The organism is Shinella curvata (assembly GCF_022899935.1).
GTDB lineage: Bacteria > Pseudomonadota > Alphaproteobacteria > Rhizobiales > Rhizobiaceae > Shinella > Shinella curvata.
The window spans coordinates 26,246-51,178 of record NZ_JALJCJ010000003.1; the positions used below are offsets into that span (position 1 = coordinate 26,246).

Sequence of the window (24,933 nt, forward strand, 5' to 3'; positions counted from 1 at the left end):
CCTAGGGATTCATTGGTCAACGGATTCCTAATACAGTGCCAAATCGGGACCGCAGCCGCAGGCGTGGTAAATGAAGGGTTTACAACCGCTTAGTCATGCAGCACCGGCCGCGCCCGCGCCACCAGCACGATGCCGCCGAGCGAGACGAGCAGGCCGAGCGCCATGGCCCAAGACAGGGGCTCGCCGAACATCAGGAAGGCCCAGATCATCGTGACCGGCGGGCTGAGATAGAGGATCGCTGTCACCCGCGCCGGCGAGGATTTACGCAAGGCGAGGTAGTAGAGGCTCCAGGCGCCGAAGGTGGCGACGAAGACCAGCCAGAGAATGCCGCCGATGAAGCCGCGGTCCATCACCGGCGACACGCCGCCTTCATGCCAGGCGAGCACGGAAAAAATCGCGGCCGCCGACAGGCATTGGAAGCAGAGGCTTTGGTAAACCGGCATGGCATTGACCGCGCTACGCTTCTGCAAAAGCGTGGCCAACGCCAGCGACAGCGTGCCGAGCACGGGCAATCCATAGGCCCAGAGCGGAACATTGCCCCAATCGAGCGAACCGCCGGATGCGATGATGACGCCGGCTAGCCCGATGAAGGAACCGCCCCACTGCCGCCCCGTCAGCGCCTGTCCCAGAATGGGCCAGGACAGGAAGGCGACGGCGAGCGGCAGCATATCGGTGATCAGCGCGACGAGGCCGGTCGGCACGCCAAGCCCGATCGCCAGCGCGAAACCCGAGAGATAACCGGCCATGGCAAGCGCGCCGAGCAGCATCTGAAAGAGCACGTCCCTCCCCCGGATCTTCGGCCCCATGGTGAGCGCGAAAGGCAGGAGCACGAGGCCGGACACCAGACTACGCCACAGCAGGATCAGGAAGATCGGCGCATGATCGCTGGCAAAGCGCACGCCGATGAAGCCGGCGCTCCAGCACACGACGAGCGCGGCTTCGAGGAGGATGAGAACGGCAAGCGCCGCGAACCGGTTCGGCCGGCGCAAGGGCAAGGCGAGATCGGAAGCGGTCATAGCTGGTCCACGATCGAAATGGCGATCCGGCGCGCCGCCTTCAGCCGCCCATCATGCCCGTCGAGACCCGCGCGGGCCATCGCGCCTTCCAGCACGAAGGACAGATGCTCGGCCGTCTCGTCGATCGCGGCATCGCGCTCCGGCTTCATCTGACGCAGATAATCCTTGAACAGCTGCTCGACCTCGTCCTTCTGGAAGGCGACCGTCGCCCGGCCGGCATCGCCGAAGGGCAGCTCGGCGGCGGCATTGAGCAGCCCGCAGCCGCGAAAGCCCCAGCCATAGGCGAGCTCGGCATGATCGACATAGGAATCGAAGACGGCGAGCAGTTTTTCGCGCGATGTCACGGCCGTGGCGAGGCGCTCGCGATAGAGAACGTGCCACTCCTCCAGTCGCGCATCGAGATAGGCCTTCACCAGATCCGACTTGGAAGCGAAATTGTTGTAGAGGCTCATCTTGGCGACGCCCGCATGAGCCGTGATCGTATCGATCCCCGTCGCCCCCACCCCATCGCGATAAAACAGCTCCGCAGCCGCCTTCAGCAACCGCTCCCGCGCCGATATCCGTTCGCTCATCATGCGCACCTCATTATTATGTAGACCGATCTACCTAATTTCGATCTTTGTCAAGGGCTGCGCTGGCGCGGGGTGTTTTCATTACCGCGATGTGCAGATCGGTAAACTTGCAGCAGATGCGTCAACAGGGTCGCAACACCCGCGCCCTACAACCCTGAGGGCAATGACAGGAGCAACTTTCATGAAGTTCATTTTTGCCGCATCCGCCGTTTTCGCCACGACCCTGCCCGCAGTGGCGGCCGACTGGCCTCAGACCGATGTCGATGCGGCCGTTCAGATCGTCACGACACGAGAGAAGGAGAGTGGCATCGCGGAATGTGTGACCTCTGCCGACACGACGGTCGCCTACATTGCCACGCAGCGCGATATCGATGCCGACGGTGTCAACGAGGTGCTTGTCAGCAGTTCTCCCGCCAAATTGGGCAACGGCGTCACCAGTTGCTACGGCATGACCGGCCAGAGTGTTTTTCTCCTGACCAAGACCGGCGGGAACTGGACAATGCTGATTGCGGCCGACAATACGCAGGAGCTGATCTTCCACCCCCGCGAGACGGGTGGGCTGCCGGACGTCGAGATGACCGGCCCCGGCTTCTGTTTCCCGATCCATCGCTATGATCGCGGCGAATATCGCCCCTGGAAAGTCTGCGACGGCAACCAGCAGCTTTTCGCCGACGCCGCACCGTGGATCACGGACAAATCGAGTGTCGCACCACGCGACGGCGAGACGACACAGGTCGAGACCGCTTCATTCGAGGCCGGCAATGCCGTCGACATGCGCAGCCTGTTCGACCACAACGGCTCCGATGTCCGCATCGATCCCGGTGCCGGCACGATCATCTACGAAAAGCCCAAGGCAAAAATCGCGGGCACGGTGAAGGCCGGCACGCTGCTGTTCAAAGCCAGCGCGTCATGGGATCCCTATGATGACAGGGCGACGATCAAGGGCACGGCCTATGTCTTCAAGAAAGGCTGCGAGCCGGCGCCCTACGAGGTGGCGGGACGGCAGGAGGGCTGGCACACATTGGTGCTGAAGGGTGCGGCACCCGTCCGCGCGAAAAATAGCTGCGCGGTCGTCGGCTACAAGATGAATGGCAACGCGACACTGAAATTCGTGAGCTGGGGCGACTGACAGCCCGGCGCGACTATCGGATCAGGATAAGGAAGGGAAAAGGTACAGCTGAAAGAATATTCCTCTCTCCCGATAAGTCCTATCGAAACAACTTATCAGGAGAGAGGAATGGTACGGTTGAGTGGGGTCGAACCACCGACCTCAGGTGCCACAAACCTGCGCTCTAACCAACTGAGCTACAACCGCACAGGGCGCGTCGTCCGCGCTTGGTGCGTCACATACGGGCAGCCGCACCATTTTTCAAGCGTTTTTTATCGGCTTGCACAAACGAAAATGGCCGGACGATCACCCGGCCATTCTATCACAGGGTCGAAACCCGCGCCATCTCGGGCTTAGACAGCCTTGAAGGACTTCATGGCCTTTTCAGCGGCCGACTTGCCCGGAGCCGAAACCTTCTCGGCAACCTTCTTGGAGGTTTCCTGAAGGGACTTGGCCTGCTCGACGGCGACTTCCGCCTGCTTGCGCAGGAAAGCGGTCTGCAGTTCGAAGAGTTCGGCAACGGACTTCACGCCGAGCAGCGCTTCCATGTGCGAAAGCGAGTTTTCGGCATTGGTGCGCAGCGCATCGATGGCCTTGAGGCCGAGTTCGACGGAGCCGGCCTGCGCGCTTTCGAGCGTCGCTTCAACGGTCTTGGTCGCGTCTTCGGCGGCTTCCTTCATCTTGGCGTAGGCTTCCTTGGTCTGGGCTGCGCCCTTTTCGGCGAAGTCGCGGAAGCTTTCGGAAATCTTGGACGGATCGATGGAAGCGATCGAGAATACGTCGTCGGTCTTCTTGGTAGCCATGGTATGCGCTCCTTGGTTTGGCCCTCTCCAGAGGCGCCGTGTTCTTGGATGACGTCTATATAAGCGATCTTCTTTCGCATTGCAACAATTTTGTGCGCTGCACAATAAACCTTGGAGGCGTTAACCCTTCCGCCCGAAAGCCGCGGGCTTTCAGACCCCGGCGCTGGACCCTCCGGGGGAGCGCGGCTATTAATAAAGCGTTAATTGAAAACCGGGACGCCGGAAGCCAGATACAGGCCTGAACATGTCCGCAAAGCAGTATCCCTTTATCGACGTTGCCGTCCACGAGCGGGTGCGCCTGCCCTTCGCGCGGGGCGAGGCCGTCGTGCTGTTTTCGAAAGACATGAGCCGGGTTCTCTGGTCGAACGGCCGGGGTGCGGCACTCTTCGGCGAGGAGAACATCTACGATTTCCTTGATGCCGGTCCGGATCGTGGCGACGTCGCCTTCCGCCAGCTTTCCGCAACTGCCCGACAGGTGCAGGCGCCCGGCGACCGCCGCAGCTTCGTCATGCGCATCGGCAGTGGCTTTCGCAGCATACCCGTCACAGCCACCGTCGAGGCCGTCATCATTCGCCCCGGCGATGAGGCCATTCTCTTCCATGCTCCGGTCGCCGGCAACCGCCAGAGCCAGGAAGAGACGGCCGCCGCCATGCTCGCCGGCTTCGACGATCCCGACACGCACATGGCCGTGCTCGACGAAGAAGGCACCGTGATTGCCGGCTCCGATGGCTTCGACCGCCTCGCCATCAGCATCGAAACACGACGCGCCCTCGTGGAAGCGGCCGGCCGCAGCGCCGAGCATCTCGTCAAGCGCCCGGTCGCGACGGGTCGCGGGCACTTGCCCGCCGCAATCGGCCGCATTTCCAGCGATCCGGCGCTGCACCTGCTGTTTGCCGTCGAAACAATCCTCGGGCATCTCGACCCGGATGAAGAGGAAGCCGCTCCCGCTGCCGTGCAGAACGGGATAGAGCCGGAAAACGAGGTTGAGCCTTCGGCCGCCGAAGCAATCCCGACGCAGGACGAGCCGGCAACCGAGGCTGCGGAGATGGAACCCGCGCCACTCGCGAGCGAGGCTGAGCCGGAAAGCATGGCGGGCGCTGACACGACCGGAAGCGTCGAAGACGCCGTGGTCGACGGGACGCCGTCACAGCCTGCTGGCGAAGCCGGGGAAGCAATCGCCGGATTTGCGGACACTTCTTCTGAAGACAGGCCCGCCGCTCCGCCGGAAGAGTTCTCCCCCGAACCCGCGGAAGAGGAAACCGCCGCCGCGACGACGAACGAGACCAGCAAGAGCGCTTCCGGTTTTGTTTTCAACCGGCAGGGCCGACCGATCCGCTTCGTCTGGAAGATCGACGCAGAAGGCCGGTTCAGCGAGATTTCGGAAGAGTTCGCCACGGCTGTCGGCCCGCAGGCCGCAGCGATTTCCGGTGAGCGTTTCGGCGATGTCGCCGCACGCTTCGATCTTGATCAGGATGGGAAGATCGGTGACCTGTTGCGCCGTCGCGACACGTGGTCCGGCAAGACGATCCACTGGCCGGTCGAAGGCACCTCGCTTGTCGTGCCGGTCGATCTCGCGGCGCTGCCGACTTATTCCCGCAACCGTGAATTCGACGGTTTTCGTGGCTTCGGCATCGTGCGCATCGCCGATGCCATCGAGGATGTCCATGCCCGTGGCCTGACGCTTGGCGTGATTGCCGAGACGCAGGAAGAGGCGACTGTCGATCCGATCGACCAGATCCCGGCCGCCGAAGCCGAACGGCCGGACGCGGTTGAGGCGGACGAAATACCAGCGGCACCGGAAGAAACCGTCATCGAGATCGACGCGCCCTCCCCTGCCGAAGAGAACCATAAGCCGGCCGAAGCGTCCGTCGATACGGAACCGACCGACGAGACGGACGCCTTTCGCGGCGAGCGCCCGGCGCTGCGCCTGGTGGAGACACCCAACCGCCGTCATTCCGACAAGGTGGTGCAGCTCGAGACCCGGCGCAATCGCGGTGGCCTGTTCGACGGTCTGTCGACCGGCGAGCAGGCCGCGTTCCGCGAAATCGCCCGCCAGCTCGGCGAGTCCTTCGGAAAGCGCAAGCCGGAAGATCGGCCGGCCGATGATGCTGCGAAGGAAACATCCGAAAACACCCTTACCGCCTCGGGGGATCAGGCTGGCGACGACGAGGATACCGTCGATGCGGTCTTCATCGACACGGACGAGACCGAAACGGAGATGCCCGGCCTCGAAGTCGGCTCGCATGCCGATGACCTGCTGCCTGAGGACCATGCCGGCGAGCGCACGGCCATCGCGCCGCCGCGCACGCAGATGGACTACGGCCTGACCGCAACTGTCGTCGATGCCCTGCCCGTCGCGCTGCTCGTGCATGTCGGCGACCGGCTGATCCATGCCAATCCGGAATTCTTCCGCTTCAGCGGCTATCGCAGCCTGGAGGATCTCGAAGCCTCCGGTGGGCTGGATATCCTGCTGGCCGCCCCGGACGAAGAAACCGAAGACGGCGACGGCACCATGGCGCTGCGCCATGCCGATGGCGAAAGCACGAGTGCCGTGCGCGCGCGCCTTCAGTCGATCCGCTGGGAAGACGGCACAGCCCTGATGCTGGCGCTGACACCCGCCCACGAAAAACCGCCGCTGGCTCTGGTCGAAACCACGCCCGTGCCGGTGGTTGAGACCGAGGGCGACACGGCCGACCAGGCGGCTGTCGCGGCGCTCCGCGTCGAGATCGGCGAGCTGCGTTCGATCCTCGAAACTGCGACCGACGGCGTCGTGGTCGTCGGTCAGGATGGCGACATCCGCTCGATGAACCGCTCGGCCAGCGCCCTCTTCAACTATGACGAGGACGAGACGCGCGGCCGACCCTTCGCCATGCTGTTTGCCCATGAAAGCCAGAAGGCCGTGCTGGATTATCTCGCCGGCCTCTCCGGCCACGGCGTCGCGAGCGTGCTGAACGACGGTCGCGAGGTCATCGGCCGCGAGGCGGCCGGCGGCTTCATTCCGCTCTTCATGACGATGGGCCGCCTCTCCTCGTCATCCGGCTTCTGCGCCGTCATTCGCGACATTACCCAGTGGAAGCGCACGGAAGAAGAGCTGCGCAGCGCCAAGCGCGCCGCCGAGACGGCAAACGCCCACAAGAGCGATTTCCTCGCCCGTGTCAGCCACGAGATCCGCACACCGCTCAATGCCATCATCGGCTTTTCCGACATGATGGCGACGGAGCGTTTCGGGCCGATCGGCCATCCGCGCTACATCGAATATGCCAATGATATCGGCCGATCCGGCCGCCATGTGCTCGATATCGTCAACGACCTGCTCGACATTTCCAAGATCGAGGCGGGCGAGATGGATCTCGAATTCACCGCCGTCGGCCTCAACGAAACGATTTCGGAAGCCGTCTCGCTGGTGCAGCCGCAGGCCAATGGCCAGCGCGTCATCATCCGTACCTCGCTCTCCAACAATGTGCCGCAGATCGTTGCGGACCTGCGCTCCATCAAGCAGATCGCGCTCAACATCCTGTCGAACGCCATCCGCTTCACGCCCTCGGGCGGGCAGATCGTCGTCTCCACCGCCTATGAGGCGAATGGCAGCGTGGTGCTTCGCATCCGCGACACGGGCGTGGGCATGACGCGCAGCGAGCTGGAACAGGCGATGAAGCCCTTCCGTCAGGTGACCACCGGCGCGCGCAAGCGCGGCGACGGCACCGGCCTCGGTCTGCCGCTGACCAAGGCGATGGTCGATGCCAACCGGGCGAATTTTTCGATCAGCTCCACACCGAACGAAGGCACACTGGTCGAGGTGAGCTTCCCCTCGCCGCGCGTGCTGGCGGATTGACGCCGAAAGGGAAGGGATGCCGGTCATACGTCGTCTGCCCTTACCTCCCGCATTTGTGTCCCGCCAAATGATTTCCCTTGGTTGGAAAATGCTTTAGGACCGACAAAACGCCTTTCGGCGATCCAGACTGGATCGCCGCATCGTCGAGGGAATGTCTTGCAGGTCCAGTCCGAAAGCGCGCCGCGCGTGCATCGCCGCTCGGGTGCGGCCCGCCATCCGGTTCTCTCTGCCTCTGCGGTGCTGGCCGCGGCAATCGTACTGATGCCGGCGATCGCCATCGTCGTCATCGCGGCAACGGGTGGCATCAACGACTGGCCGCATCTCCTGAGCAACGTCATTCCGCGCGCGACGCTGCGCACGCTCGTCCTGCTGGCCGGCGTCGCCACCCTGACCACGGTTACCGGCGTGATCACGGCCTGGCTGGTCGCCAGCTGCGATTTTCCCGGCCGGCGGGTCCTGTCTGGCCTGCTCGTCCTGCCGCTCGCCATTCCCGCCTATCTCGGCGCCTATGCCTTTGCGGAATTCTTCTCCTTCACCGGTCCGGTGCAGACAGCCTATCGCGGCCTCTTCGGCTTTCAAACGAGCCGCGACTACTGGTTTCCGGAGGTGCGCACCACCGGCGGCGCCATGCTCGTGCTGTCGAGCGTGCTCTATCCCTATATCTATCTCGCCGCCCGCTCGATGTTCCTCATGCAGGGCCGCGCGGCGGCGGATGTGGCGCGCACGCTCGGTGCCGGGCCGCTCAAGGTTTTCGCGCGGATCCAGATTCCCATGGCGCGGCCGGCGATCATGGTGGGACTGACGCTCGTCGCCATGGAAACGCTGAACGATATCGGCGCCGTCGAATATCTCGGCGTGCAGACGCTGACATTCTCGATCTTCGACACATGGCTCAATCGCGGCAGCCTTGCCGGGGCCGCACAGATCGCCTGCGTGATGCTGGTCTTCGTCGTCTGCCTGATGATGGTGGAACGCGCCGCCCGCCGTCGGCAACGCTTCGCCAGCCAGAAGACAACGGCTGCGGTGCATGATTCCGTGCGCCTCCGGCTGAATGGCTGGAAGAAATGGGCGGCGAGCCTCGCCTGCCTCACGCCCCCCCTCATCGGCTTCGCCATTCCGGTTTGCGTGCTGGGTGGGTACGCCGCCCGCCGGCTGGAGGAGTTCGCCTCGACACGGCTCATCTCGGCACTCTGGAACAGCGTGCTCGTCTCCGGCTTGACAGCCATCGTCGCCGTGCTGCTCGCCTTTCTGCTCGCCTATGCCGCGCGCACGACCCGTTCACGCCTCAACAGCGCGGCCGGGCGTTTCGCGTCCTTCGGCTATGGCGTGCCCGGCACGGTGCTGGCCATGGGCGTGCTCATTCCGCTCGCAAACTTCGACAACGCGGTGGATGCCTTCCTGCGCGCCAATCTCGGCATTTCGACGGGCCTGCTTCTTTCCGGCACCGGCTTTGCCATCATCTATGCCTGCACGGTGAGGTTCCTGACGATGGCGGAGGGAACGATCGATGCCGGCTTCCACAAGCTCTCGCCGCATCTCGACATGGCCGCCCGTACGCTGGGGCGGACCAGCAGCCAGACACTGTGGACCGTGCTCATCCCGATGATGCGCCCCGCAACGCTGACAGCCGCCCTCCTCGTTTTCATCGAGACGATGAAGGAACTCTCGGCGACGATCATGCTGCGCCCGTTCAACTTCAACACGCTGGCCACGCTGGTTTATGAGGATGCCTCGCGGGCGAAGGTGGAGGATGCCGGCGTGCCCGCGATCATCATCGTCGCGGTCGGGCTCATTCCGGTGTTTCTCGTATCGCGTGCGCTGGACAAGACGAGCAGATAAAAAAGGGGCGGCATAGGCCGCCCCGATAGTTTGAATGCTGTCCAACAAAAGCGAGAGTGAACGGCCTCATGCCATCGGGGTCGGGTGCGACCGGAACGCCCACACATCGGGCGCGCTCAAGTTGGGACGACATTGCGTCATTGCGGATTAACAATTCCTTACCCGGCCCGTTCCGGCACAAACCTTTTGTTCACAACTTCGTGTGTTTGGTTAATGCGGCCGGGCAAAAATCGTTAATACCGGCGGCGCTCAGGACTGGAGCGCCGCGAGATTGGCAAAAAGGTCCAGCGCGTCCGGATTGGCGAGCGCTTCCTTGTTCTTCACCGGCCGACCGTGCACGACCTCGCGCACCGCAAGCTCGACGATCTTGCCGGATTTGGTGCGTGGAATATCCGTAACCTGAACGATCTTTGCCGGGACATGCCGCGGCGAGGCGCCGGTGCGGATCTTGGTTCTGATCGTCTTTTCCAGCGCTTCGTCCAGAACCTTACCGGGGACGAGGCGCACGAAGAGCACGACACGCACGTCGTCGTCCCAGTCCTGGCCGATGCAGAGGGCTTCGACGACCTCTTCGAGCTGTTCGACCTGGTTGTAGATTTCCGCCGTGCCGATGCGCACACCGCCGGGGTTCAGCGTCGCATCCGAGCGGCCGTGGATGATGATGCCGTCGTGGCTGGTCCATTCGGCAAAGTCGCCGTGGCACCAGACGTTGTCGAAACGCTCGAAATAGGCGGCGCGATACTTTGCACCGTCGGCATCGTTCCAGAACATGACCGGCATGGAGGGGAAGGCTTTGGTGCAGACCAATTCGCCCTTCTCTCCACGCACCGGATGGCCGTCCTCGTCCCAGACATCCATGGCCAGGCCGAGGCCCGCACCCTGGATTTCGCCACGCCAGACGGGCTTCAGGGGAACGCCGAGCACGAAGCAGGAGACGATATCCGTACCTCCGGAGATGGAGGCGAGCTGTACGTCGGTCTTGATGCCCTCGTAGACGAAGGAAAAACCTTCCGGCGACAGCGGCGAGCCGGTGGAGGTGAGGAGACGCAGGCTCGACAGATCGTGCGTCGTGCGCGGCGTGAAGCCACCCTTGCGCACGGCGTCGATATACTTCGCCGAGGTGCCGAAGACGGCGAATTTCTCGTCCTGCGCATAATCGAACAGCACGTTACCGTCAGGATGGAAAGGCGAGCCGTCGAACAGGCAGAGCGTGGCACCGACGGCCAGCCCCGAAACCAGCCAGTTCCACATCATCCAGCCGCAGGTGGTGAAGTAGAACAGCCGGTCGCCCTCCACGAGGCCGCAATGCAGGCTGTGTTCCTTTAGGTGCTGTAGCAGCGTACCGCCGGCCGAGTGCACGATGCATTTCGGCACGCCCGTCGTACCGGACGAGAAGAGAATGTAGAGCGGGTGCCGGAAAGGAAGCTGCGCGAACGTGAGCGGCTTTGCCTCGTAAGGCGCCGTCAGCGCATCGAGCGTACGGCCATCCGGCAGGGTGTCGGCGAGCGTATCCGCATCGCCGGCATAGTGTACGACGAGAACCGGCACGCCGAGCTTGCCGGCAACGGCCTTAACCTTCGCCGAGACGTCCTGCAGCTTGCCTGCATACCAGTAGGCGTCGCAAGCTATGAAGAGTTTCGGGGTGATCTGGCCAAAACGGTCCAGCACGCCTTGTTCGCCGAAATCGGGCGAACAGGAGGACCAGATGGCGCCGAGCGAGGCGGCGGCGAGCATGCAGGCAATGGTTTCCGGCATGTTCGGCATCATGGCGGCGACCCGGTCGCCCTCACCGATCCCCATGGCGGCAAAGGCCTGCTGCAGCTTCGACACGCGGGCGCGAAGCCCATCCCATGACCAGCGATAGGAAACCTTGTCCTCGCCACGGAAGACGATGGCATCGCCGGCACCGGTCTTCTTGAGCAGATTTTCTGCGAAGTTCAGGCGCCCCTCGGGAAAGAAACGGGCCTCCAGCATGCGCTCGCCGTTCTCCAGCGCCGTATCGCCCTTTTCGCCGATCGCGCCGCATTCGTCCCAGATCGCGGTCCAGAAGACAGCACGGTCGTCGACGGACCATGCGTGAAGCGCGTCGTAGGATTCAAGCTCCCGGCCGGCGAGGCGGGAGGCCGCCTTCATGAAAAGGGCCATTGGGCTTGTCGCCAGCATGTCGGCCGAAGGTTCCCACAGGGGCAATTCTGACGTCATTCTTTCCTCCACTCCATCGCAATTCCTATAGCATGTTGCGTCGCAATATAAAGCGTCGGCGGCCGGTTCGCGGCACGGGCGAACGCAATTCCGCCATGGCAGCATTTGATTTCTTCGCCTCGAGCGCCTATCCCCATCGCGCGAGCCCATATGAGAGCTGACGGCAGAGGATCCGTACCGAATGACCCCGTCCCGTTTCATCCGATCGAAGCACCTGGTGCGGGGTATTCTTGTCGCGCTCGTCCTGCTTTTTGGCCTGCGTGTCGGTTTTCCCTTCCTCTTGCAGACGGATACGGTGGGCGATTCTATCGAGGAAACTCTGGAGGCATGGACCGGCGCCGACGTGCAGCTCGGCAAGGCGCCGGAATTCTCCTTCTGGCCCTATCCGCGCGTGACGCTCGGGAACGTCCGCATCACCAGTCCGGCAGTGAACGGCAAGAGCGAGGAGCTGGCTTCCATCGAGGCCGTCTCTGCAACCTTCGACCTGATCGGCGCCGTGCGCGGGCAGCCTGTTTTCAGTGACCTGGAACTGGTACGCCCGACCGTCCGCGTCGGCTGGAGCCCAACGGGCGTCTTCAACTGGAAACATGACGGCTGGCTCACACAGGCGATCGACGCGACAGCTTCGGCACCCGAGGGCCAGGCGATCCCCGCCATGCCAAGCGAACGCCTCGGCACGATCACCATCACCGACGGCGTTCTTGACGTCGCGAGTACAGGCGCGTCCAAGACCTATAGCGTCTCCGACATCAACGGCACCGTCACCTGGCCGTCGCTCCGCCAGCCGATGGACCTCTCCCTTTCCGGCATCGTCAACGGCGAGATGACGCGCTGGGCCTTCGGCTGCGACCAGCCGCTGGCCTTGTTGGCCGGGCGCAACGCCAATGCCCGCACGAGCCTGTCCGCCAATCCGGCAACGATCAACTTCGAGGGGATGGCCAACCTTTCACATGCCGCCTTCGTCGCCGGCACCATGCAGCTTTCGACACCCTCGCTCGCCCATCTCCTCGCCTGGCAGGGCAAGGAAATTTCCGCCATCGGTAATGTCGGGCAAGTGAATGTCAAGGCGAAGGTGACGACGGCGGGTTACTCGGCGAAGCTCGAGGGCGTCAAACTCGCGCTCGACAATGCCGAGGCGAGCGGCGTGCTTGATGTCAATCTGCCACCCGACGGCGTGCCGCAGATCGGCGGAACGCTCGCCTTCGACCATATCGACCTCAAAGCGCTCCTGACGGCCTTTTCACCCTTGCCGGGCACCGAGGAAACTGCGGCCCCCTTCGACACAGCCTTCCTGCACCAGTTCGGCATGGACATCCGGCTTTCCGCCAAAACGGCAGATTTCGCGCCTTTTTCGCTGCAAAACCTCGCGGCGGGCATGCGCATAGAAAACGGCCGCGCGTCGTTCGACGTCGGCGACAGCACCCTTCTCGACGGTCGCATGACCGGCCGCATCGCGCTTAACGAACAGGGTTTCAAGGGCGGAGCTCGCCTGCAGATGTCCCTGAGCAATGTCGATATCGGCGCGATCGTCAGCACACTTGCCTTGCCGGGGCCGCTGCCGTCGGGCCACGGGTCGGCCGATTTCGAGCTTTCGACGGACGAGGCGCTCTGGGCCACCACGGTGTCCGATATGTCCGGCCAGTTCCGTCTGCGCATGGGACCGGGCACGCTTACCCATTTCGATCGGCGGGCTTTCGAGGACATGGTGGCGAAAAACGCCTTCTTCAATTACTCCGAGGCCGCCGACGGCGCCTTCGATTTCGTGCGCGCCGATCTCGAGGCGCGGCTCGATCGCGGCATCGCAGAACTGACCAAGGCGGAAATCGAAGGCAATGAGAAGCTCCTCACGCTGTCCGGCATGATCCCCTATCGCTCGGCAAGCCTGGCGCTGGCCGGGACGCTTGCGGACCGCCCGCAGGCAGATGCGACCGTGGTCAATCCGGCGGTCAGCTTCTTCGTCGGCGGCTCCTGGCCGGAGCCGGTGATCTCGCCGGTTTCGATCCTGACGGGGCAGCAGCCCCGCCAGTAATTTCGTCCAGATTTCCCGGAATGCTCAGCGGCCTGCGAAGGCCGCCTGTTCGTCACGCTGGCGTTGCACCTCGCGCCGCTTCGTCATGATCGAGGCGATGATGACGCCGATGGCGACGAAGCCGATGAGGATGGTGCAGGCCGCGTTGATTTCCGGTGTCACGCCGAGACGCACCTGGCTGTAGATCTTCATCGGCAGCGTCGTGGCACCGGGGCCTGACGTGAACGAGGAGATGACGAGGTCGTCGAGCGACAGCGTCAGCGCCAGCATCCAGCCGGACAGAACAGCCGGCGCGATGACCGGCAGCGTCACCTCCAGGAAGGTCTTCACCGGCGTTGCGCCGAGGTCCATCGCGGCCTCCTCGATAGAGCGATCGAAGGAGAGCAGGCGCGACTGCACCACGACCGTCACGAAGCACATTGAGAAGGTGATATGCGCGAGCGTGACGGTCACGAAGCCGCGGTCGAAGCCGATGGCGACGAAGAGCAGCAACAGCGACAGGCCGGTGATGACCTCGGGCATGACAAGCGGCGCATAGACCATGCCGGAAAACAGCAGTCGGCCGCGGAAGCGGGTGTAGCGCGTGAGCGCAAGCGCCGCCATGGTGCCAAGCGCGGTTGCGACCGTTGCCGAGATCAGCGCCACGCGGATCGTCACCCAGGCGGCGTCCATCAGACCCTGGTTCTGGAACAGCGAGACGTACCATTTGATCGAGAAACCGGCCCAGACCGTCACGAGCTTGGACTCGTTGAAGGAGAAGACCACCAGCAGCACGATCGGCAGATAGAGGAACGAAAAGCCGATAACGACAGACACAATATTGAAACGGGACCAGGTGTTCACGGGCTTATCTCCCCTGCTCTTCGGCCTTGGCCTGCGCATTCTGGAAGAACACGATGGGCACGACCAGGATGAGGAGCAGGATGGTCGCGACGGCAGCCGAAACCGGCCAGTCGCGGTTTGCGTTGAATTCGTTCCATAGCGTCTTGCCGATCATCAGGGTCTGCGATCCGCCGAGAAGATCGGGAATGACGAACTCGCCGACCGCCGGAATGAAGACGAGCATGCAGCCTGCCACCACACCGGGAATGGAGAGCGGGAAGGTTATCTTCCAGAAGGCGGAGATCTGCGGGCAGCCAAGATCCTGTGCCGCCTCGATCAGCGTGTTGTCCATCTTCTCCAGCGCGGAATAGAGCGGCAGCACCATGAAGGGCAGGTAGGAATAGACGATGCCGATATAAATCGCCCAGTTGGTGTTCATGATGATGAGGGGCTGGTCGATGACGCCGATGCTGAGCAGGAACTGGTTGAGCAGTCCCTCGGGCTTGAGGATCGCGATCCAGGCATAGACCCGGATCAGGAAGCTCGTCCAGAACGGCAGGATGACCAGCATCAGCAGCGTCGGACGCAGTGTGCGCGGCGCCTGCGCCATGCCATAGGCGATGGGATAGCCGATCAGCAGCGTGATCAGCGTGGAAACACCGGCGATCCAGAGGCTAGACAGGTAGGCGTTGAGATAGAGCGAGTCCTGCGTCAGCCAGATATAGTTGTCAAAGCTGAATTGGCCGATCTTTCCCCAGATGCCGGCAATGCCATCCGACAAACGGAAGACCGGCTCGTAGGGCGGCTGGGCGATGGCAGTCGTCGAGAGCGAGATGCGGAAGACGATGAAGAAGGGAATGAGAAAGAAAAACAGCAGCCACGCATAGGGAATGATGATGACAAGGCGGCTGAAGAGGGCGGAGCCGAGCTTGTTCATCGGTCAATCCTTCAAGACGACGCCGGCGGTCTCGCCGAAGGAGACCCAGACCTTCTCATCATAGGCGATCGGGTCCTCGACCTCGCGCTGGGCATTCAGCATGGAGGCCTTCACCACCTTGCCGCTGTCGAGCTTGACGTAGAATACGGTCATATCGCCGAGATAGCCGATATCCCAGATCTCGCCCTGCGCGGCATTGACCGATGCGTCGGCGGGGGCGGCGCGCGTGACCTTCATCTTTTCCGGGCGGATGGCGAAACCGGCGGCGGAGCCGGCAGGCGGCGCACTACCCGCAGCAGTGCGGATGGTGAAGCCTTCGGCGACCGCCAGCTCGATCTTGCCATTGCCGCTGGCCGAAACCTTGCCGTCGAGAATGTTCACGTCGCCGATGAAGTCGGCCACGAAACGGGAATTCGGCGCTTCATAGATTTCCGCCGGCGTCGCAACCTGGATGACCTTGCCGTGGCTCATGACGGCGATGCGGTCGGCCATGGTCATTGCCTCTTCCTGGTCGTGGGTCACGACGACGAAGGTCAGGCCAAGTTCCTGCTGCAGGTCCATCAGTTCGAACTGGGTTTCCTCGCGCAGCTTCTTGTCGAGCGCGCCGAGCGGCTCATCGAGCAGCAGCACCTTCGGGCGCTTGGCGAGCGAACGGGCGAGCGCCACGCGCTGGCGCTGGCCGCCGGAGAGCTGATGCGGCTTGCGCTTGGCGAATTTTTCGAGCTTCACGAGCTTGAGCATCTGGGTGACGCGCTCGGCGATCTCGTTTTTGGGCATGCCGTCCTGGCGAAGACCGAAGCCGATATTACTCTCGACCGTCATGTGCGGGAAGAGCGCGTAGGACTGGAACATCATGTTGACCGGCCGCTTGTAGGGCGGGATGCCGGCAATGTCCTGGCCGTCGAGGATGATCTCGCCCGAAGTCGGACGCTCGAAGCCGGCCAGCATGCGCAGAAGCGTGGACTTGCCGCAGCCCGAGGCGCCCAGCAGGGCGAAGAACTCGCGGTGATAGATGTTGAGCGTGAGATCATCGACGGCCGTGAAATCGCCGAACCTCTTCGTGACATTGCGGAACGTTATATACGGTTTTGCGTCCGGATCCGTCCACGGTGCGAAGGAACGACGGATATTGCCGAGAGATTTCATTGCCTGTCCCCATCTCTTATTTTTAGGCAGCTCTTAAGAAAATTGCCCGGAAGAGGCTTCCGGGCAATTCGCTTTGGACCGGTTACTGGCCGGTCACAATCTTGGTCCAGGTGCGCGTGAAGAGGCGCTGCGTCTTCGGATCGAGTGTTGTGTTGGTGAAGAGCTTCTTCAGCGTCTCGTCATCCGGATAGATCGTCGTGTCCTTGACGATCTCTTCCGGCATCACGGCCTGTGCCGCCTTGTTGCCGTTGGCATAGTGGATGTAGGTCGATGCCTTGGCGATGACTTCCGGGCGCATGATATAGTCGAGGAAGGCGTGGGCCTCTTCGACATGCGGCGCGTCGGCGGGGATCGCCATCTGGTCGAACCACATCTGCGTGCCTTCCTTCGGGATAGCATAGCCGATCTCGACGCCGTTCTTGGCTTCGTCCGCGCGGTCGCGACCCTGGAAGATATCGCCCGACCAGCCGACCGCGATGCAGATGTCGCCATTGGCGAGACCGTTGATGAACTCCGACGAATGGAACTTGCGAACGAACGGCCGGATCTTCTGCAGGGCTTCCTCGGCCTTTGCAATATCGGCTGGATCATGGCTGTCGGGGTTGAGACCCAGATAGGCAAGCGTGACCGGAATGATGTCGGTCGGGGAATCCAGCAGGTTGATGCCGCAATCCTTGAGCTTTTCGGCATTGGCCGGATCGAAGATCACGTTCCAGCTGTCGATCTGGTCGGTGCCGAGCGCTTCCTTGATCTTGGCCTTGTTATAGCCGATGCCGATCGTGCCCCACATGTAATTGATCGAATATTCGTTGCCAGGGTCGAACGGCTGCATGCGCTCAGCCACCATGTCCCACATGTTCTTCAGGTTGGGCAGCTTAGACTTGTCGAGCTTCTGATAGACGCCGGCAGAAATCTGGCGCTGCAGGAAGGTGTTGGTCGGCACGACCACGTCATAGCCCGTGCCGCCGGCGAGCAGCTTCGTTTCAAGAATTTCGTTGCTATCGTAGACGTCGTAGACGACCTTGATGCCGGTTTCCTTGGTGAAGTCGTCGATGATCGAGCTATCGATATAATCCGACCAGTTGTAGACGTTGACCACCTTTTCCTGCGCAAGCGCGCTGCCGGCACCAAGGATAGCGCCCAGAGCAGCCGTCGCCAAAAGAATACGTCTTATCATTGATTTATCTCCCAGTTTCTTTCGCGGGTCTATGAGTTCGTAGGAAGAACAGTCGCCGATTATGGTTGTTTTTCGGGAGGCGACAAGCTGCATTCTACGCAAACAGAGAGTGAATTTTGATATCACATTGTTCCCATTCCTATCAGATTTCAAAACCTATCGGCGACGGAAATCAAGCAGAAATTTACTGGAAGTCGAAAAGGCTGAGACCTGCGACCATTTCATCGAGCCCGAGCGGACGAGTCACGGGGGGCTCCGCACGCGCCAGACAGCCCTGCCGCTCGCACAATCGACAGGCCGTACCGACCGCAACAGTGCCATCGCGCCGCACCGCCTCGCCATAGACCGTCTCCTCCGCATGGGCGGCATCGCAGCCCAGCAGCAGCGCGGTGCGACGCACCCGCTCGCCGAAGGTGCCCTGCGGCCCTTCCAGCGTGCGCGACACCGTCAGGAACGCCCCGCCATCGGGCATCTCGACGCGGTCGACAAGAATCTGCCCCGGCTGGGAGAAGGCCGAATGCACGCCGAGCTTCGGACAGCCACCGCCGAAACGCGCCTGTGGAAAGCCCTGCGCGCCCGCCCGGCGGAAACGGTGGCCAGCATTGTCGATCTCCAGCATGAAGAAGGGCACGCCCGTCTTGCCCGGCCGCTGCAACATGGTCAGCCGGTTCGCGGCCTGCTCGAAGGAGACGCCGAAGCGCGAGCGCAGCACATCGACATCGTAACGCACGCGCTGTGCCGTCGTATGGAAGGCCTCGTAGGGCATCATCAGCGCATGGGCGGCGTAGCGCGCCAGTTCGAAGCGGGCGATGCGCTTCGCCTCCGCCGTCGAGAAGGCAAGCAGGTCGAGTTCGGCGAAGATTTCGTCCTGAAGCGCAAGCTGCACCGTCTCCATGGCGATCTCGCGCAGCTGATCGAAGGGCGACAGGCGCTCGGAAAGAAAGAGGCGCATGGAGTGCCGGTCGAAGCGGCGGCGCAGGTTCGGCATGGTGTGGACCGGCAGCGCGCGCACCACGACGCCGTGCTCCTTGCGCAGCCAGCCCTTGAGGGCGTTGGCCAGGTCGTCGCCGGGCGCCAGCGCCGCATGAAACCGCTCGGCCGCCTCCTCGATTGCCCCGAAATAGTTGGGCCGCCCTTCCAGCTTGTCGCGCACCTCGTCCATCGGCAGCAGCGTGCCGGCAAGCGTCGTGGCATGCCCCTCGCGGGCGAGCAGGTCGGCAAGGTCGGTCAGGCGGGCGGCCTGCTCGCGATAGGCGCGGTAGAGCTTGACGATGCCGCTTGCGACATTCGGCGCGGCGTCGGCGATTTCCACCAGCTCGTGATCGCCCGGCAGTTCGCCTGAGAGCAGCGGATCGGCAAAGACCTCGCGCAGCTGGCGGGCATGGCCGGCACTCTCGCCCTGGAGATCATCGAGATCGACCTTGTAGACGGAGGCGAGCCGCAACAGCAGCTGCACCGTCAGCGGGCGCTGGTTGCGCTCGATGAGGTTGAGATAGGACGGCGAGATCGACAGACCCTCGGCCATCGCCGTCTGGGTCAGGCCGAGCGTGTTGCGGATGCGCCGGACTTTCGGCCCGGCAAAGATCTTGTTCTCCGCCATATGTCACATCCTTTACACGGATTGCCTGATTACTGAATTTACAATCTTTACTTTTTTACATATCGAAACTGTCAAAGACAAGACATCATTACCCGATTATCCCGCTGATTTTCCGGTTTTCTCTCGCCCTATTGTGCGCTGCGATGTAAATACTGTCACATGAAATCGGGCAACGATATGACACCAGCCCGATCCCGAGACATCGCATTGGAGGATACTATGACCGATTTTTACAATCTCGTTCCGAGCGCACCCAGAGGCCGTTTCGACGGCATCGAACGCCCCTATACGGCGCAGACGGTCGAGAAGCTGCGCGGCTCGGTCCAGATCCGCCACACGCTGGCTGAAAACGGTGCGAACCGCCTCTGGAAGCTCATCCACGAGGAAGATTTCGTCAACGCGCTCGGCGCACTCTCGGGCAATCAGGCCATGCAGATGGTCCGCGCCGGCCTGAAGGCGATCTATCTCTCGGGCTGGCAGGTCGCCGCCGATGCCAACACGGCATCCGCCATGTATCCCGACCAGTCGCTCTATCCGGCCAATGCCGCGCCGGAACTGGCCAAGCGCATAAACCGTACCCTGCAGCGCGCCGACCAGATCGAGACGGCGGAAGGCAACGGCCTTTCGGTCGACACTTGGTTTGCCCCGATCGTCGCCGACGCCGAAGCCGGCTTCGGCGGCCCGCTCAACGCCTTCGAGATCATGAAGGCTTTCATCGAGGCGGGTGCCGCCGGCGTTCACTTCGAAGACCAGCTGGCCTCGGAAAAGAAGTGCGGCCATCTCGGCGGCAAGGTTCTGATCCCGACCGCCGCGCATATCCGCAACCTTGATGCCGCGCGCCTCGCCGCGGACGTCATGGGCGTCCCGACGCTGATCGTCGCCCGCACCGATGCCGAGGCCGCGAAACTGCTCACCTCCGATATCGACGAGCGCGACCAGCCCTTCGTCGACAAGGACAAGGGCCGCACGGTCGAAGGCTTCTATCAGGTCAAGAACGGCATCGAGCCCTGCATCGCGCGCGCCATCTCCTATGCGCCGCATTGCGACCTGATCTGGATGGAAACCGGCAAGCCGGATCTCGAACAGGCCCGCAAGTTCGCAGAAGCCGTGCACAAGGCCCATCCCGGCAAGCTGCTCGCCTACAATTGCTCGCCCTCGTTCAACTGGAAGAAGAACCTGGATGACGCGACGATCGCCAAGTTCCAGCGCGAACTGGGTGCGATGGGCTACAAGTTCCAGTTCATCACGCTCGCCGGCTTCCACCAGCTGAACTTCGGCATGTTCGAACTGGCCCGCGGCTACAAGGAGCGCCAGATGGCCGCGTATTCGGAGCTGCAGGAAGCGGAATTCGCCGCCGAGATCAACGGCTACACCGCCACCAAGCACCAGCGCGAAGTCGGCACCGGCTATTTCGACGCCGTCTCCATGGCCATCACCGGCGGCCAGTCCTCGACGACCGCCATGCATGAATCGACCGAGCACGAACAGTTCCGCCCGGCCGCCGAATAACCCCGAACGTCAACCTTCAAGAACCCCAACAGAGCCGCATTCCTGCGATGGCAGGCGTACCGCCTGCCTGCAAATGCTCATAAGAGGAGAAATGCCATGACAGTCCAGACCCGAGTCAAGGAACGCGCTGAAGAACAGGCTTCCGCGATGACCCCCGACCAGCAAGCCATGATCCGCATGGTCGCCAACGACCTGCACCGCCTCAACCAGTCCGTCATGAAGGCGGTCGAGGCCGGCGTCTCGGTCGAGCTCGTCCGCTCCGCCCGTCACCATGGCGGCGAGGGCAACTGGGGCGACCTGCTGATCCCGGTCATCGTAACGCAGGGTCGCGGCTGACAGGCACCATCCAGTCAAAGAAAATCCCCGGCGTTCCCTGCGCCGGGGATTTTTCATGTCCGGCTCGGCCTCTTGCCGGCGAAGAGATCGCCATGGCTCTTCAGGAGCCGGAACAGCCGGTCGGAGACGGTGCGGATGTCGCGGCGGTGTCGGTCCTCGCTGTTGGCGACGATCCACTGGTGATGCCGCAGTTCACGGATTTCCTCGCCCGCGCGCTCCAGATCCGGATCGAGATCGCCGACGAAACACGGCAGCACGGCCTGCCCTGCACCGGAACGCACCAGATCGAGCAGCGAGCGCGGCCGGCTGACGATGACGGCGACGGAATTGCCCGTTCGTTCATGCGGCCAGCGCAGATAGGCCGAGACCGCATCCTCCTCCGAGACCGCTAACCAGCGATCGGCCAGCGCATCACCGGCGTTCTTGCGGCGATAGGGGGCATAGGCGACGTCACCCGCCGGTCGGCTGATCAGGGCCGGCTCGGTCGGCTCGACAGCGCGAAGGCCGACATCCACCTCGCGATGCGTCAGCGTCGCGCGGCGCTCGGACACGGAGAGATCGAGGCGGAAGGGATCCTTGCCGGTGCATATGGCGGACATGTTTTCGCAGACGAGCCACGTGACCCAGGTGCCGGCCATGACGCGCACGGTGCTCGTCCCCTGCCCCTCCTGCCGCCAGCTTTCCACGCCGCGGGCGATCGCCTCCATGCCGAGAAGCCGTTCATACAGCGCCTGACCCTCGCCCGTCAGCCGGTAGCCGGTCTGGCTGCGCAAGAAAAGCGCCCGCCCGATCGCCTCCTCCAGCTGCAACACCCGCCGTCCCACGGTGGCGGGGCTGAGGCCGATTGCCTGCGCGGCGCCTGTCAACCCACCCTGCCGGGCGACATCGAGGAAAATGCGATAGGATTCCCAGGAAATGTCTTTCATGGATGAAAAACATAGCACGGAATTCGGCGTACCTGAATGCGGTTTTGAAGGATAGATTCGAACCGTGAACAAGGCGCCCGGCGCCAATCTTTCCGACAGAAGCCTTTGTGCGCCCTCCCGCGCCGCGGCTTCCCGTTGCCTTTCAAAGGAGACAGCCATGCACGACATGCTCGGACTTGCCATACTCTTCGAGCTTTCCAAGAATGACGCACGCCGCAGACACGAATTCGACCATCTGATCGACAAACATCCGTTGCGCACCCGGCTCCGTCGTGTCGCAAAGGCTTTTGGGCTCGCCAAATGAGAAAGGCCCGGCAGTGCCGGGCCTTTCTCGTTCTTAACGACCTGTATCAGGCCGCGCGATAAACCGCGTGTTCGTCCGCCTCCAGGCGGAACTGTTCGACGAGCATCATCAGCGTGTCGGCATCGCCGGCAAGCTTGCGGCTGGCGGTGGTCGTGAGATCGACCATCGAGGCGTTCTGCTGTGTCATCTGGTCCATCTGGTTGACGGAACCGTTGACCTCCTGCAGCGCCACCGCTTGGTCGCGGCTGGCCGTCGCCATCATGTCCACATGCTGGCTGACGGTGACGATCTGCTGGCTGATCGAGGCGAGCACCGAGCCCGTCTCCTGCACGAGATGCGCACCGGCACTGACCTCGCTCGTCGATTTCTCGATCAGGCCCTTGATCTCGCGGGCCGCACTGGCCGAACGCTGGGCAAGCTCGCGCACTTCCTGCGCCACGACCGCAAAGCCCTTGCCGGCCTCGCCCGCACGCGCGGCTTCGATACCGGCATTCAGCGCCAGCAGGTTGGTCTGGAAGGCGATGTCATCGATGACCTCGATGATCTGCTCGATCTGGCGCGAGGCGCCCTCGATGCGGCCCATGGCGGCAATCGCGTTGTTGACGACGGAAGCGGAACTGTCGGCGCTGCGCTTGGTGGCGCCGACGACGACATTGGCCTCATGCGCCCGTTCGGCGGAGGAGCGCACGGTCACCGTGATCTGCTCGACGGCGGCCGCGGTCTCTTCCAGCGAGGAGGCCTGCGCTTCGGTACGCTTGGAGAGCGCATCGGCCGATTGCAGCATGTCGGAGCCGCTGCGCTGGATCGACATCGCATTGTTGCGGATCTGGCCGAGCGTATCCTGCAAGCGCTCGAGCGAGACGTTGAAGTCCTGGCGCAGCTGTTCGAGGCGGCCGGTGAAGGGTGTCTCGATCTGGCGCGACAGGTCACCTTGAGCCAGACGGCCAAGGCCAGCGGCAAGCGCGTTCACGGCAAAGTCGATCTGCCGGTCGAGCGCCTGCTTTTCTTCATCGTTGCGGGTGCGTTCGGCATCCGCCTCGGCGCGCTGCTGTTCGCTTTCGGCTTCCACGCGGATCTTCGACAGGGCGTTTTCCTTGAACACGCCCAGCGCGCGGGCCATGTCGCCGATTTCGTCGGCACGGCCTTCGCCGGAAATGCCGGTGTCGAGGAAACCATCGGCCAGGCGGCGCATGGCACCGGTGATCTGGCCGATCGGCCCCTTCAGCGTCAGGACCAGCGCGATACCGGCGAGAATGGCGATGGCCGCGCCGACGACGGTCGCAAGAACCGAGACCTGGTTGGCCTTTTCACGCTCCGTGCCGGCGCTGGTCTTCTGCTCCTCGGCAAACTGGCTGAGCAGGTTCCAGATCGAATCGATGGACTGGCCTGCGGCATCGAAATCGGCATTGCGCTGGGCGCTGATCTTCACCAGCGCATCGCTGTCGGCCTGAATGCGCTCAAGCACCGGCGTCAGCGTCTCATCGACCTTGTCGAAGAACGGCAGGCCGCTCGCCGTACCGCGCAGGCCCTTGATGTCGATCTGCAGCATGGACAGGTTGCCAAGCAGTTTCACGCGATTTTCATCCGAGGTCTGGCCAAGGAAGCGCACGGCCGCCACTTCGATGTCGTCGATCGACGAGACCAGCTTGCGTGTTGAGGCGAGAACGGCTTCGGACTTGATGATCGGTTCGTCGAGCTCGCCGAAAATGCGGGTCGCCTCGCGCATCTTTTCTGCGGCTGCGCCCTGAAGCTGGATGGTGACCTGGCGGAAACGGTTCACGCGGCGCGCCATTTCCGGCACCGTCACGGCGGCCGGATCCGACGAGGATAGGAAGCCGCCCAGTTCGTTGATCGTGTTGCGGATGGTGATGGATACGACCTTCTGGCTCTTCGGCAGGATCGTCGAGATCGAGCGCTCGGTCTTCGAGATGAAGGGGAAACGCTCCTTGATGACCTTCAGCTGGTCTTCCGGCGTCGCGCCACGACTGAACTCCGAGAGCAGATCGCCGAAGAACTTGCTAGCCGTCGTCAGGCGCTCGGCTTCACGCAGCATGCTCTTGGCGGCGTTTTCGTTCTGCCGCACGGTGCGCTGCACCTTGGTCGCCTCGTCGAGGATTTTCACCTGCTCGCTGGACAGCGTGCCGAGGTTCTTGCTCATCTTGTCGTGCAGCCTGTTCTCGTTGACGTAGAGCAGCCACAGACCGTCCATGCGGGCCTCGATATCTTTGGTCTGCTTCTGGGCATCCAGGAGCTTGGAGGCATCGACATCCGGCGTCAGGCCGTCCATCGTCTGGCGCAGCAGCTTGACCTGCGCCTTCAGCTTTTCGTTGACCGCATCGCGCGTCTCTTCGCTGGTATTCTGGAGAAACCGGTTCATGCCGGCATAGACGTCCTTGAAGCCGCTCAGCGACTGGAGGACGCTGTTGGAAATCTCCATGCGGCCTTGCAGCAGGCCGGACGCATAGAGTCCGGTAAAGCCCACGGCGCAGATCGAGAGCACGAAGGGCAGAATGAAGACCAGAACCTTCGTCTGAATCTTGAAGCGTGCGAGAATGCGATCAATAAACATTTGGCGGAACATCCGTTGTCGGCGTGCTCCACCCCTGCCCTTTTTAGGGCCTCCCCAGGATTCGGACGCCGGATTACCGACTTCATGCGGCAGCAATGCCGCGCATCCGGGGGAGCAATCATTGCACGCCGCATGCATCCGTCATGGGACGCGGCTTCCGGAACCCTATGCAGGGATCATCGGCGGCAATCTTTAAAATTCCATCA

18 protein-coding genes and 1 tRNA gene are annotated in these 24,933 nt (G+C 62.7%); 7 read left to right on the forward strand and 12 right to left on the reverse strand.

Annotated features, from left to right (window positions below; translation table 11 throughout):
* Positions 1-89 precede the first annotated feature (89 nt).
* Together MUU55_RS11680 and MUU55_RS11685 are read right to left on the reverse strand one after the other, a co-directional pair.
* A complete protein-coding gene (locus tag MUU55_RS11680; protein ID WP_244760947.1) occupies positions 90-1,016 on the reverse strand; it encodes a DMT family transporter in 927 nt (308 codons plus the stop codon).
* Positions 1,013-1,591, reverse strand: a complete 579-nt coding sequence (locus tag MUU55_RS11685) for a TetR/AcrR family transcriptional regulator (RefSeq protein WP_342346054.1) — start codon at positions 1,589-1,591, stop codon at positions 1,013-1,015. The genes MUU55_RS11680 and MUU55_RS11685 overlap by 4 nt, the downstream gene beginning before the upstream one ends.
* A gap of 178 nt (positions 1,592-1,769) precedes the next feature.
* Here MUU55_RS11685 and MUU55_RS11690 point away from each other — a divergent pair, with 178 nt between their 5' ends.
* On the forward strand, positions 1,770-2,717 hold the full coding sequence (locus MUU55_RS11690; RefSeq protein WP_244760948.1) for a hypothetical protein: 948 nt from the start codon (positions 1,770-1,772) through the stop codon (positions 2,715-2,717).
* A 109-nt stretch (positions 2,718-2,826) separates the two neighbouring features.
* Here MUU55_RS11690 and MUU55_RS11695 read toward each other — a convergent pair.
* Together MUU55_RS11695 and MUU55_RS11700 are read right to left on the reverse strand one after the other, a co-directional pair.
* Positions 2,827-2,903 (reverse strand) — tRNA-His (locus MUU55_RS11695).
* A 146-nt stretch (positions 2,904-3,049) separates the two neighbouring features.
* On the reverse strand, positions 3,050-3,499 hold the full coding sequence (locus MUU55_RS11700; RefSeq protein WP_244760949.1) for a phasin: 450 nt from the start codon (positions 3,497-3,499) through the stop codon (positions 3,050-3,052).
* Between the two features lie 244 nt (positions 3,500-3,743).
* Here MUU55_RS11700 and MUU55_RS11705 point away from each other — a divergent pair, with 244 nt between their 5' ends.
* On the forward strand, positions 3,744-7,331 hold the full coding sequence (locus MUU55_RS11705) for an ATP-binding protein (RefSeq protein WP_244760950.1): 3,588 nt from the start codon (positions 3,744-3,746) through the stop codon (positions 7,329-7,331).
* 261 nt (positions 7,332-7,592) lie between these two features.
* Complete coding sequence (locus tag MUU55_RS11710; RefSeq protein WP_244761540.1) at positions 7,593-9,170, forward strand: ABC transporter permease; 1,578 nt, start codon at positions 7,593-7,595, stop codon at positions 9,168-9,170.
* Between the two features lie 249 nt (positions 9,171-9,419).
* Here the strand turns inward: MUU55_RS11710 and MUU55_RS11715 are convergent, their stop codons facing one another.
* The gene (locus MUU55_RS11715; protein ID WP_244760951.1) at positions 9,420-11,372 is read right to left on the reverse strand and encodes an acetoacetate--CoA ligase; all 1,953 of its coding nucleotides are present in this window, start codon (positions 11,370-11,372) and stop codon (positions 9,420-9,422) included.
* Positions 11,373-11,553: 181 nt separating this feature from the next.
* Between MUU55_RS11715 and MUU55_RS11720 the strand changes: the two genes are divergently transcribed.
* Complete coding sequence (locus MUU55_RS11720; protein WP_244760952.1) at positions 11,554-13,401, forward strand: AsmA family protein; 1,848 nt, start codon at positions 11,554-11,556, stop codon at positions 13,399-13,401.
* A 24-nt stretch (positions 13,402-13,425) separates the two neighbouring features.
* On the opposite strand, the gene MUU55_RS11725 is transcribed toward MUU55_RS11720, so the two are convergent.
* From MUU55_RS11725 to MUU55_RS11745, 5 genes are all read right to left on the reverse strand, one after another.
* Positions 13,426-14,244, reverse strand: a complete 819-nt coding sequence (locus tag MUU55_RS11725; protein WP_244760953.1) for an ABC transporter permease subunit — start codon at positions 14,242-14,244, stop codon at positions 13,426-13,428.
* A gap of 4 nt (positions 14,245-14,248) precedes the next feature.
* Entirely contained in the window at positions 14,249-15,160 is a 912-nt protein-coding gene (locus MUU55_RS11730) for an ABC transporter permease (protein WP_244760954.1), read from the reverse strand.
* A gap of 3 nt (positions 15,161-15,163) precedes the next feature.
* Positions 15,164-16,306: an ABC transporter ATP-binding protein gene (locus tag MUU55_RS11735; protein WP_244760955.1), complete on the reverse strand. Its 1,143-nt coding sequence runs from the start codon at positions 16,304-16,306 to the stop codon at positions 15,164-15,166.
* Positions 16,307-16,388: 82 nt separating this feature from the next.
* Positions 16,389-17,498, reverse strand: a complete 1,110-nt coding sequence (locus MUU55_RS11740) for a polyamine ABC transporter substrate-binding protein (protein WP_425314176.1) — start codon at positions 17,496-17,498, stop codon at positions 16,389-16,391.
* A 169-nt stretch (positions 17,499-17,667) separates the two neighbouring features.
* Positions 17,668-19,083, reverse strand: coding sequence for a helix-turn-helix domain-containing protein (locus MUU55_RS11745; RefSeq protein ID WP_244760957.1), 1,416 nt, complete (start codon positions 19,081-19,083; stop codon positions 17,668-17,670).
* 219 nt (positions 19,084-19,302) lie between these two features.
* Here MUU55_RS11745 and aceA point away from each other — a divergent pair, with 219 nt between their 5' ends.
* Both aceA and MUU55_RS11755 read left to right on the forward strand, forming a co-directional pair.
* Positions 19,303-20,592, forward strand: a complete 1,290-nt coding sequence (gene aceA, locus MUU55_RS11750) for an isocitrate lyase (RefSeq protein ID WP_244760958.1) — start codon at positions 19,303-19,305, stop codon at positions 20,590-20,592.
* A 96-nt stretch (positions 20,593-20,688) separates the two neighbouring features.
* Positions 20,689-20,928, forward strand: coding sequence for an SMc00767 family acetate metabolism repressor (locus tag MUU55_RS11755; protein WP_023516665.1), 240 nt, complete (start codon positions 20,689-20,691; stop codon positions 20,926-20,928).
* A gap of 53 nt (positions 20,929-20,981) precedes the next feature.
* Here the strand turns inward: MUU55_RS11755 and MUU55_RS11760 are convergent, their stop codons facing one another.
* The gene (locus tag MUU55_RS11760) at positions 20,982-21,854 is read right to left on the reverse strand and encodes a LysR family transcriptional regulator (RefSeq protein WP_244760959.1); all 873 of its coding nucleotides are present in this window, start codon (positions 21,852-21,854) and stop codon (positions 20,982-20,984) included.
* 157 nt (positions 21,855-22,011) lie between these two features.
* Here MUU55_RS11760 and MUU55_RS11765 point away from each other — a divergent pair, with 157 nt between their 5' ends.
* The gene (locus MUU55_RS11765) at positions 22,012-22,158 is read left to right on the forward strand and encodes a hypothetical protein (RefSeq protein WP_244760960.1); all 147 of its coding nucleotides are present in this window, start codon (positions 22,012-22,014) and stop codon (positions 22,156-22,158) included.
* Positions 22,159-22,204: 46 nt separating this feature from the next.
* On the opposite strand, the gene MUU55_RS11770 is transcribed toward MUU55_RS11765, so the two are convergent.
* Positions 22,205-24,727 carry a methyl-accepting chemotaxis protein gene (locus tag MUU55_RS11770; RefSeq protein WP_244760961.1) on the reverse strand — a complete coding sequence of 841 codons (2,523 nt, stop codon included), beginning with the start codon at positions 24,725-24,727 and terminating at the stop codon, positions 22,205-22,207.
* Positions 24,728-24,933 lie beyond the last annotated feature (206 nt).